Below are 13,083 nucleotides of genomic sequence, written 5' to 3'. Positions count from 1 at the left end.
GCTCGGCCGCTGACAACAGTCGCCGCGCTCGGCCGCTGACGGCCGGCCCGGCGACGAGCGCGGCAGCCGCCAGGTCAGTCGCAGGCGAGTGCTGTGCGGGCGGCGGCGGTGAAGCGGTCCCAAACGTCGGACTTGGGAAAGAAGGCGGCTGCGGCGCGCTCCTCCTCGGTCTCCGGGGAGGCCCATTCGAAGGTGAGGCTGTCCGTCGCGAAGTATGTTTCCTTGCCGCCGCAGACGGCGTGCTCGAATCCCCGCTCCTTCGCGCTGGGCGCCAGCGCGGGGTTCTGGATGATCGCGAGGCGGGCGAAGGCTCCGTGCTCCTGGTCCTTGTCCAGGCCCGTGGTGGGTTGTTCGAGGGAGAGGTCGCAGAACCAGGCGTCGTCGCGGGAGCCCGAGGTCTGCTCCTGCAGGGGGCTGCCCGCAGGGGCCGTGGCGGCCAGGGTGAAGCCGGTCAGGCCGCATACTTCGGCGGGATCGCTCCTGGTCACCGCGGATGCTTCGAGGAGGTCCGTCCCGGCGCTCCCAGGCTCCTCAGCGGGAGGTATGCAGTCGTGATCGACGGCGAGCTCGCGGGCTGCTCCCCGCGCCAGCCGGGCGAGCTCCACCGGGTCCACGTCCCCCTGCTCGACGTTGACGTGCAGGACCGTACGGGATCCCTGTGCGGTTCCGGCGGCTATGGGCGTGCAGTCGGGGGGAAGGGACACCCAACCGTTGCCGTCCTGGTCGAAGGCGCCGGGCAGGGCGCCGGGCAGGATGTTCTGGGCACCGGACATATCCCACACTTTTCTGCCGAAGGGATCGACGGCGTTGACGGACATGGGCTCGAGAGCCACCCGCGCGTCCTTGGTGCCCGGCAGCCAGCCGGACTGCTCCACGAAGCAGCCGTCGGCATAGTTGATCTTTCCGGTCACCCGGCCGAAGCCGTCGAGGCTCTTCCCGGCGTCCTCGCTGCTCAGACGGCCGTCGCACAGGTCACGAGGCCCCAGCACGTTGGTGTTGGTCGCCACCGTCACGCCGGCCACCACGGCCAGCGCGCAGACGCCGGCCGTGACCAGCCACGCCCGGCGGCGCTTGGTGTGGTCTGTTCCTGTTCGTCCCATGGTGTGCAATCCCCGCCCCGCCCTGCCTGGTCAAGTGACGAGTATGGACGGGGGTGATGAGGGCCGTACCCATGGGGTCCGGCCTCGCGCCGAGGAGCCGGCCCGCGGGCGCGGACCGGCTCCTCGGGTTCCGTGGTGCTACTTCACGTTGACGCCGGTCCAGGCGGCCTGGACGGCCGCGAGTTCGGTGCTGTCGGCGCCGTACAGGTCGGTGGCGGCCTTCTCGGTCGCCTCGCGGGCTCCCGCGTAGTCGGTGCTCGACGTCATGTAGACGGAGAGCGCCTTGTACCAGATCTGGTAGGACTTCTGGAGGCCGATGCCCGTGACCGTGGAGCCGTCGGCGGTCGGGGAGTCGTAGTCGACGCCGCCGATGGTCTTGGCGCCGCTGCCCTCCGCCAGCAGGTAGAAGAAGTGGTTGGCGACGCCGGAGGAGTAGTGGACGTCGAGGTCGCCGACGTTGGCGTCCCAGTAGTCCGCCGAGCCGCCGTCCTTGCTCGGCTTGTCCATGTAGCGCAGCGGGGTTCCGTCGCCGTTGATGTCGATCTTCTCGCCGATGAGGTAGTCACCGGGGTCGGTGGCGTTGTCGGCGAAGAACTCGACGGAGGTGCCGAAGATGTCGCTGGTCGCCTCGTTGAGGCCGCCGGACTCGCCCGCGTAGTCGAGGTTGGCGGTGGCCGCGGTCAGGCCGTGGCTCATCTCGTGGCCGGCGACGTCGATCGCGGTGAGCGCGCTCTTGTCGTCGGCCCCGTCGCCGTACGTCATGCAGAAGCAGCTGTCGTCCCAGAAGGCGTTGACGTAGCCGGTGCCGAAGTGGACGCGGGAGTACGCCGCGCGGCCGTCGCCGGCTATCCCGTCGCGGCCGAGCTCGGACTTGTAGAAGTCCCAGGTGGTCGCGGCGCCGTAGTGGGCGTCGACCGCCGCGGTCTGGCGGTCGTTGCCGGTGCCGTCGCCCCAGGTGTCGTCGTCGTCGGTGACGAGGTCGCCGGTGCCGGTCTGGCCCTGGTTGAGGTCGTACGTCTTGTGGCCGCCCCGGTCGCCGTCGGTCAGCTCGAAGCCCGAACCGCCCTTGGTGGTCGAGAGGGTGACCTCGCCGCTGTACTGGCTGTTGCCGGTGCCGGTCTCGATGGCCTCGTAGCTGTGCAGCTGCTTGCCGGTCGTGGCGTCCGTGATGATGTGCAGCCGGCTGGGTGTGCCGTCCTTCTGGACACCGTTCTTGACGGTCTCGAAGGCGAGGACGGGCTTGCCCTCGCCGGCCCACACGACGGTGCGCGCGTTCGCCGTGGCCTTCAGCTTCGGCTGGGTGGAGGGCACGGTGATGCGCGCCTCGGTGGCCTTGTCGACGCCCTTGGACGTGCCGTCGGCGGCGGTGTGGGTGACGAGGTCGCCGCCGAGGACCGGCAGACCGGCGTAGGTGCGCTCGTAGCGGGTGTGGACGGTGCCGTGGGCGTCCTTGATCACGTCACGGGCGATCAGCTTCTCCTGGCTGCCGAGCCCGAGGGTCTCGGCGGCGGCCGTGGCGCCTGTCTGGGCGGCCCGGAGGGCGGTGGTGCGCTGGGCTGCCGAGTTCACGCCGAGCGCGGCGGCGCCCGCCGTGGTGCGGGAGGAAGAGGCGGTGTCATCGGCCGTACGGGCACCGGCCGTTGCCGTGCCGGTCTGGACGCCGACGACGACCATCGCGGCAACTGCGGCCAGGGCGGCGGCGCGACGGGTGTTCATGTGGGGGGTCATGCCTTCTCCGTTGCTCGTTCCTGTGGGGGTTACGAGCGGAGAGCGTGCCACCGAATGAACGACTTTGACGGGACGCCGACAATTACCTCACAAGTTTTTGACCAGTTCTTGTCCGACTGGAGTGCTTTCATGTCCGCTATATGAAGCGGACGCACGGGAGCCCCCGTCCGACCGGAGTCGGGCGGGGGCTCCCGTGGAAGCGCGTGTGCGGCAGTCGGGTCAGAGGTTGACGCCGAAGTCCTGGGCGATGCCGCGCAGGCCGGAGGCGTACCCCTGGCCCACGGCGCGAAACTTCCACTCGGCGCCGTTGCGGTAGAGCTCGCCGAAGACCATCGCGGTCTCGGTGGCGGCGTCCTCGCTCAGGTCGTAGCGGGCGATCTCGGTGCCGCCGGCCTGGTTGATGATGCGGATGAAGGCGTTCCGCACCTGGCCGAAGTTCTGGCTGCGAGCCTCGGCGTCGTAGATGGAGACCGGGAAGACGATCTTGTCGATCTCTGCCGGGAGGCCCGCGAGGTTGACGTTGATCTGCTCGTCGTCGCCCTCGCCCTGGCCCGTGACGTTGTCACCGGTGTGGACGATGGTCTGGTCCGGCGTCGCCTTGTTGTTGAAGAAGACGAAGTGGCCGTCGGAGAAGACCTTGCCGGCGGCGTCGACCGCGATCGCCGAGGCGTCGAGGTCGAAGTCGGTGCCGGTGGTGGTGCGGACGTCCCAGCCGAGGCCGACCGTGACGGCGGTCAGGCCCGGGGCCTCCTTGGTGAGCGAGACGTTGCCGCCCTTGGACAGGCTTACAGCCATGGGAAGTCCCTTTCCTCGTCGTGTGCGGGCTTCGTGCCATCACGAAAGCTACCGTCACCCGTCCTAACGCAGACAAGAGACCACGAGGTTCCTGCTCGCTTTACTTTCTTTGCCGAACTTCTGGCCGAACGCTCGCAAAACAAGGTGACGAACCGGCCGGGCGCCAGGGAACATGGGTGTCATGTCCGGGCCCTATGTCATCCGCGGTGCGGTCTCCCTGCCGGAGGCCGAGCTCATGTGGCGTTTCTCGCGGTCCTCCGGGCCCGGCGGGCAGCACGTCAACACGAGCGACTCCCAGGTGGAGCTCCGCTTCGACCTCGCGGCGACCGAGTCCCTGCCCGAGGTGTGGAAGGCCCGCGCCCTCGAACGGCTGGCGAGCCGGCTGGTCGGCGGCGTCGTGTCCGTACGCGCCTCCGAGCACCGCTCCCAGTGGCGCAACCGCGAGACGGCCGCCGTGCGGCTCGCCGCGCTCCTGGCGGAGGCCACCGCGCCACCGCCCAAGCCGCGCCTCAAGAAGAAGATCCCGCGCGGCATCAACGAGCGCAGGCTGCGCGAGAAGAAGCAGCGCGGCGACACGAAGCGCGGGCGCTCGGGCCGCGACTGGTAGACGCGGGACGCCCCCGGGTCGAAAGGCACGCCCCCGCACAAGGGCCCCCGCGCAAAGGACGCGCCCCCGGGCCGTGCCGGTCAGTCCAGGTGCCGGTAGCGGCCCTTGAAGTACGTCAGCGGTTCGCCCTCCGCGTTCGGCAGCGACGCCGTCAGCACCCGTCCGATCACCAGCGTGTGATCGCCGGCCCGGACGCGCTGCTCCGTGTCGCACTCCAGGGTGGCCAGCGCCCCTTCCACGAGGAACGCCCCCGTGGCCTCGCCCCGTACGCAGGGGAGGTCCGCGAACAGCAGCCGGTCGCTGATCCGCCCCTTCATGGAGAACCGTCCGGCCACCTGCCGCTGGCTCTCCGCGAGCACCGACACCGCCCACCGGGGCTGTTCGGCCAGCAGGTCGTCCATGCGTGAGTCGTTCCGCACGCTCACCATCACCAGCGGCGGGTCCAGGGACACCGACATGAAGGCGGTCGCCGTCATCCCGACGTCCTCGCCCCGGCCGTCCTCGTCCAGGGGTGGCTCCTGGGCGGTGATCAGCACCACGCCCGCGGCGAGACGGGACAGGGCGGCACGGAATTCGTCGTTGCTCACCCCTTCAGCATGGGGGACGGCTTCGGGGCGCGGGGCGATGGGAGTCTTCTGCAGCACACGGGGAACGCTAGTCCCGCCGTACGCGCCGTCGCATCGGGCCAGGGGACCAGTCAGGTCCTAGGACCAGCGCCCCGGGTGTACCGATTTGCGTTCGGTAAAGAACGGACGTCCCGGGAGGCATCACTAAAGGTCTTTACCATCTGTTGTGACTTGAGTCACAGAGAGCAATATTTGTTGACCCTGTGTACCGGGTGCACAGCTCACTGTGATTCAGTGGCCGTGACAGTGCAACAAGTACGTCGATATGAAACCTGGAGTTGCTGTCGAGGTCTCAGGGAGTGCGAGCAATGGAGGCCGAGTCGGAGCCGTACGTCCGTCTTGCGACCATGCGGCAGTTGCACCAGGCCGTCGCTGATCTCAATACGGCGCGGAGCCTGGCGGACACGCTGCAGTCGGTCGCCGACGGCATCGTGGCCGGTCTCGGCTACGAACTGGGCTGCGTGAACCTCGTCCGCCCCGACGGCGATCTGGTCGTCGCCGCCTTCGCCGGCAACAGCGCCGCGGAATCCCTGATCACCGGCCGTGTCGGCTCCCGCGAGTCCTGGGAGCGCAGGCTCTCGATGGGCGAGGCCTGGGACGAGCTCCGGTTCATACCCCACACCGAGGGCTGGGTGCTCCTCGACGACGACGTGCCGCAGTGGCACACCGAGGGGCCGGAGCCCCGCTTCGAGGACGAGTGGCACCCCCTGGACCGTCTCTACGCCCCCATGTACGCCTCCGGCGGAGGTCTGGACCTCCTCGGGGTCATCTCGGTCGACAGGCCGCGCAACGGCCGCCGTCCCGGCGCCTGGGGCCGCGAGGCCCTCCAGATGTACGCCTCCCAGGCGGCCATTGCGATCAGTAACGCCCGGCTCCGAGCAAACATGCAGCGCGCCCTGGTCCGGCTGGAGCGCGAGCAGCAGGCGCTGCGGGCCAGCGAGGAATCCTTCCGCCAGGCCTTCGAGTACGCCCCGAGCGGCATGGCCATCGCGGAGATGGGCGGTGACCAGCACGGCAGGCTGCTGCGGACCAACGACGCGCTCTGCCGCCTCCTGGGGCGCCCCGCCTCCGTCCTGCGCCGCTACTCCTTCGCCGACCTCGTCCACCCCGAGGACATCGGGACCCTGCTCCGCACGTCCGCCGAGGGAGGGCGGGCGGAGCTGCGGCTCGGGCGCAGGGACGGCACGTACCTCTGGGTCTCCCTGCGCAACTCCGTCGTCGCGGACACCACCGACGGCCCGCGCTTCCTGCTCACCCATGTCGAGGACATCGAGGAGCGCAAGCGCAACGAGCTGAATCTCGCGCACCGCGCCTCGCACGACGCGCTCACCGGGCTGCCCAACAGCGCGGAGCTGCGCTCCCGGCTCGGTGCGCGGCTGTGTGAGAGGCCTCACTCGGTCACGTCCTCCGCGATCGAGGCGCTGGACGCGGCCTACGGCGATGTGGACAGCCCGGCGCACGGGTACCGCGCCGACGGCTACGAGGGGGAGGTCGCCCCGGGTGTCGGTCCCTACGACCACCATGTGCACATCGTGGCGCCCGACCCGGACCGTGATGACGGGACCAAGGGCCTCGCGGTGCTCTTCTGCGATCTGGACGGCTTCAAGTCCATCAACGACCGCTTCGGGCATCACGCGGGTGACGCGGTTCTCATCGAGGTCGCCCGGCGGCTCACGACCTGCGTACGGGACGGTGACACCGTCGCGCGGCTCGGGGGTGACGAATTCGTCGTCCTCGCGGACGGCCTCGGGGCGGCAGATGCCGCAGATCTGGCCGTACGCTTGCGTAACGCCATCATTCCGCCCATCCGGGTGGACGGCCGGGCAGTCAGGGTCGGGGCGAGTTTCGGTATCGGCTGGGCCGAGTGCGGCATGACCGAGGAAGAGGTCCTGCACTCCGCCGACCAGCGGATGTACGTGGAGAAGCGGTCCCGGTCGAAGGTTCACCGCAGAGCCGGCTGACGTTCACGCCCAGGCATTCCCCGTACACCGCCCGGTTTTCCGGGGGACCGAGGGCAATTCGACGCGTGCTCCGTTCGGGGTAGGCTCGGCCGGTCGGCGACGGCTGGCGACATGGTGAGGAGTGACCCAGGGATGACGGCCGGAAACAACGGCGCGAGCAAGCCCGAGGACGACGATCCGTTCGGCTATCTGTACGCGGACGGGCAGGCGGCGGGCGCACAGCCGCCCGGTCAGGGTGGCTACGGCTACCCGGGACCGGCCGCACAGCCCGGCGTGCCCAGAACGTCGTACAACCAGGTGCGGACGGTCGGCGAGCGCCAGTACGGGCAGGTCCCGCAGCAGCAGGCGTACGGCCAGCAGGCCCCGCCGCAGTACGGTCAGCCGAACGGGCAGTACGGCCAGCCGAACGCGCAGTACGCGGCGCCGGAGACGTACCCCGGGGGTGCGCCGACGGCGCAGTCCGGGTCCGTGGGCTACGGCGGCGGTGACGGCAGGAACGCCGGCCCCGGCCGTGGCGGTCCCAACACCAAGGCGCTGCTGATCGCGGCCGTCGCGGTGGTCGCGGTCGTGCTCATCGGTATCGGTGCCGCGCTGATGACGGGCGACGACAACGAGGGCAAGAAGGACGAGGCCGGGTCGTCGGCGGGTCCGGCCGACGAGGTCGAGGAGTCCCCGAAGCCGGAGAAGTCGGCGGACGCGTCCCAGGAGCCCGTCGATCTGCCCGAGCAGGACGCGGCGACGCTGACGCTCGGCGGCACGGCCTCCCTGGACAACACGGTCAAGGGTGCCAAGAGCGCGAACGGCCAGTACATCAGCCTCAACGAGGTCGGCCGGTCGGCCACCTGGACGGTCGATGTGCCGGAGGACGGCGAGTACACGCTGTTCGTGACGTACGGCGTGCCGGGCAAGGACGCCAAGACGTCCCTCACGGTCAACGACGAGGACCCCCGCTCCATCAACATGAAGAACTTCGCGCAGGCCGCGGAGGGCGATCTGGAGAAGGGCTGGACCCGGACGTACGCCTGGGTGCAGCTGAAGAAGGGGTCGAACTCGCTGATGCTCTCGTGCAACGAGGGTGACTCCTGTGACGCCAACCTCGACCAGCTGTCGCTGAAGTCGGGTCACGTCAAGAACTGATCACGTGCAAGGGGCGATCCGTCGCCCGTTCAGGAACCAGCACCACCGTCGTCCCGGTCCGCGCCCCGCGCGAGCCGGGACGCGGTCGTTCCGGGGGTGGTTCAGGCGGCCGGTGCGTGCTGTTCGACGGTGACGCGGGTCAGCAGGTCCTCGTAGGCCGCGCGGTCGAACTCCCCGGCCGCCGGGGCCAGTACGGTCGCCGCGGACAGGGCCACCGCGCGGGTCAGCCGGTCCTGCCAGCCCAGCCCTTCGGCGAGGGCGGACAGCAGCCCGGCCACGGCGGAGTCGCCCGCGCCCGTCGGGTTGCCCCGTACGGCGGACGGCGGTGCGGCCCGCCAGATGCCGTCGGGGGTGACGGCGAGGAGCCCGTCCGGGCCGAGGGAGGCGACGACGCTGTGCGCGCCCCGGCGTCGGGCGTCGCGGGTGGCGCGCAGGGGTTCGCGGGCGCCGGTGAGCTGGGCCAGTTCGTCGGCGTTCGGCTTGATCAGGTCGGGGCGGGCGGCGATGCCCCGGCGCAGGGGCTCGCCGCTGGTGTCCAGGAGCACGGGCACGCCGGCCGCGCGGGCGAGCCGTACGAGTTCCGCGTACGCGCCGACGTGGATGCCGGGCGGCAGGCTGCCGCAGAGGGCGACGGCCTCGGCGCCGGGGAGCAGCTCCCCGTACGTCTCCAGGAAGGCCGCCCACTCGCCGGAGCCTATGTGCGGGCCCGGCTCGTTGAGCTGGGTGGTGTCACCGCTGGTGCGGTCGACGACGGCGAGGGTGCGGCGGGTGTTGCCCGCGACGGTGACGAGCGCGTCGGTGGGGCGGTGGGGGAGTGCGCCGATGAGTTCGCGCAGGACCGCTCCGGTGGGGCCGCCGGCGAAACCGGTGATCACGGTGTCATGGCCGAGGGCGGCGAGCACCCGGGCCACGTTGACGCCCTTGCCGCCGGGGCGTTCGGTGACCTCGTGGACGCGGTGGCTGGTGTGCGGGACGAGGGCGGGGACGCCGTAGGTCAGGTCGAGTGCCGTGTTCAGCGTGACGGTCAGTATCACCTGTACCGGCCCCCGGTTCCTTGTCGTCCGTTCCCACGCGCCGTCTCCCTGCGGCGCTGTCCTCGGTGATCATGCCAAAGAGGCGGCGGCCGTCCCAGGTCTCCGGGACAACCGCCGTCTCTTCGTTACGTGTTCAACCGCCCGTTCCCGGGGGTCCGCCGTCATCCGAGCGGGGGCTCCACGATCCACTCGCCGCGGCGCATGACGCCCTTGAGCCCGAAGTCCGCGTCCAGGACGACCAGGTCGGCGTCCTTGCCCGGTTCCAGCGAGCCGACCCTGTCGTACATGCCGAGGAGCCGCGCGGGGTTGGCGGAGATGGACCGTACGACGTCCTCGACGGGGATCCGGTCGATGGTCACGGCCCTGCGGAACGCGGTGTCCAGGGTGAGGGTGGAGCCCGCGATCGAGCCGCCCTCCACGAGCCGTGCGACCCCGTCCTTGACCTCGACGGCGAGCGGCCCGAGCTCGTAGAAGCCGTCCGCCGCGCCCGCCGCGTCCATGGCGTCGGTGATCAGGGCGACCCGGCCGGCGCCCGCGTGGTGGTAGGCGAGCTCCAGGGCGGCCGGGTGCAGATGGGTGCCGTCGTTGATCAGCTCGACGGTGACCCGCTCGTCCTCCAGGAGCGCCACGACGGGCCCCGGGTCGCGGTGGCCGATGGCGGGCATCGCGTTGTAGAGGTGTGTGGCCACGGTGGCGCCCGCGTCGATCGCCTCGACGGTCTGCTCGTACGTCGCGTCCGTATGGCCGACCGCGGCGATCACCCCGTGCTCGGCGAGCAGCCGTACGGAGTCGATGCCGCCCGGGCGTTCGGTCGCGAGGGTGACCATCCTGGCGCTGCCGCGCGCCGCGTCGAGCAGCTTGCGGACCTCGGCGGGGTCGGGGTCGCGGAGCAGTTCCTCGCTGTGGGCGCCCTTGCGGCACGGGGAGATGAAGGGGCCCTCGAAGTGGACCCCGGCGAGCTCGCCCTGTTCGACCAGCTCGGAGAGCAGGCCGGCCTGGCGGGCCAGGAAGTCCATGTCGCCGGTGACGGTGGAGGCGACGACGGTCGTGGTGCCGCGTGCGCGGTGCGCCCGTACGGCGGTCAGGGCGTCCTCGGCGGTCCCGGTGGCGAAGGAGGCGCCGCCGCCGCCGTGGTTGTGCATGTCGACGAACCCGGGGACCACCCAGTGGCCCGAGAGGTCGACGGTCCGGGTGTCGTCCCGCGTGCTGCCGGCGATCCGGGTGCCTTCGACGATCACCCGGCCGTTCTCGACGGTGCCGGTGGGAAGCACCACCCGGGCACCTGCGAGAACGGTGCTGTCTGCGCGTCCGGCCATCAGGCGGTTACCTCCGTGGAGAGTAGATCCCAGGCGAGCAGCCCTGCGCCCAGGCATCCGGCGGTGTCCCCGAGGGCCGCCGGGACGATGTGAGGCAGCTTCTGGAACGTGACCCGTTCCTCGACAGCCGCACGCAGTGGTGTGAACAAGGTTTCCCCCGCCTCGGCGAGACCGCCACCGATGATCAGTGTGCGGGGGTCCAGCAGGGTGAGCGCGGTGACCAGGCCCGCGGCGAGCGCGTCTACGGCGTCCTGCCAGACGCGCAGGGCCGCAGGATCGCCCGTGGTGACGGCCTGCGCGCAGTCCGCGGCGTCCGCGTCGGGGTCGCCGGAGGCGGCGGCCCAGGCCCGGGACACGGCGGCGGCCGAGGCGAGGGTCTCCAGACAGCCGCGCTGGCCGCAGCCGCAGTCCGGGCCGTCCGGCCGGACCACGATGTGGCCGATCTCGCCCGCGTAGCCGTGGGCGCCCGCCTCGATGGTGCCCGCGATGCCGATGGCCCCGGCGATCCCGGTGCCCAGCGGCACGAACAGGAAGCGGTCCGCTCCCCGGCCGGCGCCGATCCGTCCCTCGGCGAGGCCGCCGGTCCGGACGTCGTGGCCGAGTGCGACCGGTATGCCGCCGAGCCGTTCGCCGAGCAGCTTCCTCAGGGGTACGTCGCGCCAGCCCAGGTTGGCGGCGTAGACAGCGATCCCGCGTTCCGCGTCGACGATGCCGGGTACGGCGACGCCCGCGGCGACCGCGCCTTCGCCGAGGTGCTCCTCGCCGTACGCGTACAGATCCTCGGCGAAGCCCAGGATGGTCTCCACGACGGCGTCCGCACCGCGCTCCCTGCCGGTGGCACGGCGCGCCTCATGGAGCAGCGTGCCGTCGGCCCCGACCAGGGCGGCCTTCATTCCTGTGCCGCCCACATCGAGGGCGATGACGTGTCTCACGGAGACAGTTTCGCCCGCCGACCCCTAAAAGGTCTAGTCCACTATCGCGGTTTGTTGAGCACCCATACAAAACGACCCTGCTAGATTGCCGAATCGATACACCGGTGGTGTAGACCTCCGTGCGTACGTGAGGCAGGATCGCGGGTTCGTCGCCGAGCGGCGGCGTCCGCGTCGAACGATGTAGGGGATGGGCAAGGCTGTGCAGCGGCGCTATGTGGGTCTGACCGCGGTGGTGGCCGCACTGGGTATGACGGCAACGTTGTCGGGGTGCGGTTCGGACGCCGGAGGCGACGTCACGCTGCGGCTCGTCGCGGCCGACTACGGCACGGGTGCGGAGAACAGCTCCCAGAAGTACTGGGACGACGTCGCCGGGAAGTTCGAGAAGGCCAACCCCGACATCAAGGTCGAGGTCAGCGTCTACTCCTGGAAGGACGTCGACCGCAAGGTCGCCGAGATGGTGAAGGCCGGTGACGCCCCCGACATCGCGCAGATCGGCGCGTACGCCGACTACGCCAAGGCGGACAAGCTCTACACCGCCGACGAGACGATAGCCATCCGTACGTCGTCCAACTTCCTGCCCTCGCTGACCGACGCGGGGGAGGTCGACGGCAGTCTGTACGGCCTTCCGTTCGTGGCCAGCACGCGGCTGCTCTTCTACAACAAGGGCCTGTTCACCAAGGCGGGCCTCGGTGCGCCGCAGACCTGGGACGACATCCAGAGCGACGCCACCGTGCTCAAGCAGCGCGGCGTGACCTACCCCTTCGCCCTGCCGCTCGGGCCGGAGGAGTCCCAGGCCGAGACGCTGATGTGGCTGCTCAGCGGGGGCGGCGGCTACACGGACGACGTCGGCAACTACGCCATCGACTCCCCGGCCAACATCGCGACCTTCCAGTGGCTGAAGAACAACCTCGTCGGCAAGGGGCTCACCGGGCCCGTCGCCCCGGGGAAGCTCGACCGGGAGAAGGCCTTCGAGGCGTTCACCAAGGGCGAGGTGGGCATGCTCAACGGGCACCCGACGCTGATGCAGGAGGCCGAGAAGAAGGGCGTCGAGGTCGGCATGGTCCCGCTGCCCGGGGTCGACGGGCCGACCAACGGGTCGATGGGTGTGGCCGACTGGATGATGGGCTTCAAGCAGAACGGCCACCGGGCGGAGATAGGCAAGTTCCTCGACTTCGCCTACACGGACGAGAACGTGCTGTCCTTCGCCGACCAGTACGACCTGCTGCCGGTGACCAGCAGTGCGTCCGCCGCGATGGAGGCGGACAGCAAGCACAAGTCGCTGCACGAGTTCCTGTCGGCGCTGCCGAACTCGCAGCTGTACCCGTTCGGCAAGACGTCGTGGGCGCAGGCCAGTGAGTCGATCAAGGAGAAGATCGGCTCGGCGGTCGAGCCGGGGGGCAGTCCGGAGAGTGTGCTCGTGCAGATCGCGGCTCAGGCACGGCAGGCGGAGAGTGCGGAGTAGGTAGGTTGGTTGATATGACCGCCGACCGCTCCGATCCTTCCGACGGCCCTGCTGGCGCTGCTGGCCCTGACGGGTCTGCTGAGCCGGAGGGCCAGGGTGGCTCTCCTGCCCCGCTCTCGGGGCAGGAGCGGGCTGTGCTGGCCCTGGAGCGGCGTTCCTGGGCGGGGCCCGGGGCGAAGGAGCGGGCGGTCCGGGAGGAGCTGGGGATCTCGCCGGTCCGCTACTACCAGTTGCTCAACGCGTTGCTGGACGACCGCCGTGCGCTGGAGGCGGATCCGGTGACGGTGAACCGCCTGCGGAGGGTTCGGGAGGCGCGGCGGGGGCGGCGCTGAGGCTGCCGCCGGTCCGGGCCGGGCCCGTTTCGGGGCTCTGCCCCGGACCCCGC

Annotated in this window: 12 protein-coding genes; 5 read left to right on the top strand and 7 right to left on the bottom strand. The window is 70.6% G+C overall.

The features are described from left to right. Positions 1–74: 74 nt before the first annotated feature. From JKV81_RS07415 to JKV81_RS07405, 3 genes are all read right to left on the bottom strand, one after another. The gene (locus JKV81_RS07415; protein ID WP_202075214.1) at positions 75–1,100 is read right to left on the bottom strand and encodes a hypothetical protein; all 1,026 of its coding nucleotides are present in this window, start codon (positions 1,098–1,100) and stop codon (positions 75–77) included. A gap of 138 nt (positions 1,101–1,238) precedes the next feature. Next, positions 1,239–2,828 (bottom strand): M4 family metallopeptidase, encoded by a 1,590-nt coding sequence (locus JKV81_RS07410; RefSeq protein ID WP_202075213.1) that lies wholly within the window; start codon positions 2,826–2,828, stop codon positions 1,239–1,241. Between the two features lie 219 nt (positions 2,829–3,047). Beyond that, entirely contained in the window at positions 3,048–3,623 is a 576-nt protein-coding gene (locus JKV81_RS07405; protein WP_099174104.1) for a TerD family protein, read from the bottom strand. 172 nt (positions 3,624–3,795) lie between these two features. Between JKV81_RS07405 and arfB the strand changes: the two genes are divergently transcribed. Then, positions 3,796–4,230 (top strand): alternative ribosome rescue aminoacyl-tRNA hydrolase ArfB, encoded by a 435-nt coding sequence (gene arfB / locus JKV81_RS07400; protein ID WP_099174103.1) that lies wholly within the window; start codon positions 3,796–3,798, stop codon positions 4,228–4,230. Between the two features lie 80 nt (positions 4,231–4,310). Here arfB and JKV81_RS07395 read toward each other — a convergent pair whose 3' ends face one another. Then, on the bottom strand, positions 4,311–4,817 hold the full coding sequence (locus JKV81_RS07395; protein ID WP_129267081.1) for a flavin reductase family protein: 507 nt from the start codon (positions 4,815–4,817) through the stop codon (positions 4,311–4,313). A gap of 347 nt (positions 4,818–5,164) precedes the next feature. Here JKV81_RS07395 and cdgB point away from each other — a divergent pair, with 347 nt between their 5' ends. Together cdgB and JKV81_RS07385 are read left to right on the top strand one after the other, a co-directional pair. Further along, entirely contained in the window at positions 5,165–6,817 is a 1,653-nt protein-coding gene (cdgB, locus tag JKV81_RS07390; protein ID WP_099174101.1) for a diguanylate cyclase CdgB, read from the top strand. 132 nt (positions 6,818–6,949) lie between these two features. Beyond that, a complete protein-coding gene (locus tag JKV81_RS07385) occupies positions 6,950–7,954 on the top strand; it encodes a carbohydrate-binding protein (protein ID WP_129264883.1) in 1,005 nt (334 codons plus the stop codon). A gap of 101 nt (positions 7,955–8,055) precedes the next feature. On the opposite strand, the gene JKV81_RS07380 is transcribed toward JKV81_RS07385, so the two are convergent. From JKV81_RS07380 to JKV81_RS07370, 3 genes are all read right to left on the bottom strand, one after another. Then, positions 8,056–8,988 carry a 1-phosphofructokinase family hexose kinase gene (locus JKV81_RS07380; RefSeq protein WP_202075212.1) on the bottom strand — a complete coding sequence of 311 codons (933 nt, stop codon included), beginning with the start codon at positions 8,986–8,988 and terminating at the stop codon, positions 8,056–8,058. A 161-nt stretch (positions 8,989–9,149) separates the two neighbouring features. Beyond that, a complete protein-coding gene (gene nagA, locus JKV81_RS07375; protein WP_202075211.1) occupies positions 9,150–10,304 on the bottom strand; it encodes an N-acetylglucosamine-6-phosphate deacetylase in 1,155 nt (384 codons plus the stop codon). After that, positions 10,304–11,197 carry an ROK family protein gene (locus JKV81_RS07370; RefSeq protein ID WP_236055648.1) on the bottom strand — a complete coding sequence of 298 codons (894 nt, stop codon included), beginning with the start codon at positions 11,195–11,197 and terminating at the stop codon, positions 10,304–10,306. The genes nagA and JKV81_RS07370 overlap by 1 nt, the downstream gene beginning before the upstream one ends. A gap of 226 nt (positions 11,198–11,423) precedes the next feature. Here JKV81_RS07370 and JKV81_RS07365 point away from each other — a divergent pair, with 226 nt between their 5' ends. Together JKV81_RS07365 and JKV81_RS07360 are read left to right on the top strand one after the other, a co-directional pair. After that, the gene (locus JKV81_RS07365; RefSeq protein WP_129264887.1) at positions 11,424–12,698 is read left to right on the top strand and encodes an ABC transporter substrate-binding protein; all 1,275 of its coding nucleotides are present in this window, start codon (positions 11,424–11,426) and stop codon (positions 12,696–12,698) included. Positions 12,699–12,712: 14 nt separating this feature from the next. Further along, positions 12,713–13,030 carry a DUF3263 domain-containing protein gene (locus tag JKV81_RS07360; RefSeq protein ID WP_202075210.1) on the top strand — a complete coding sequence of 106 codons (318 nt, stop codon included), beginning with the start codon at positions 12,713–12,715 and terminating at the stop codon, positions 13,028–13,030. Positions 13,031–13,083 lie beyond the last annotated feature (53 nt).

The sequence above is a fragment of the Streptomyces silvae genome, from assembly GCF_016745505.1.
In the GTDB taxonomy this organism is placed as follows: domain Bacteria; phylum Actinomycetota; class Actinomycetes; order Streptomycetales; family Streptomycetaceae; genus Streptomyces; species Streptomyces silvae.
Note: the sequence above shows the minus strand (reverse complement) of the source record. Positions and strands in the feature narration are given on the sequence as shown.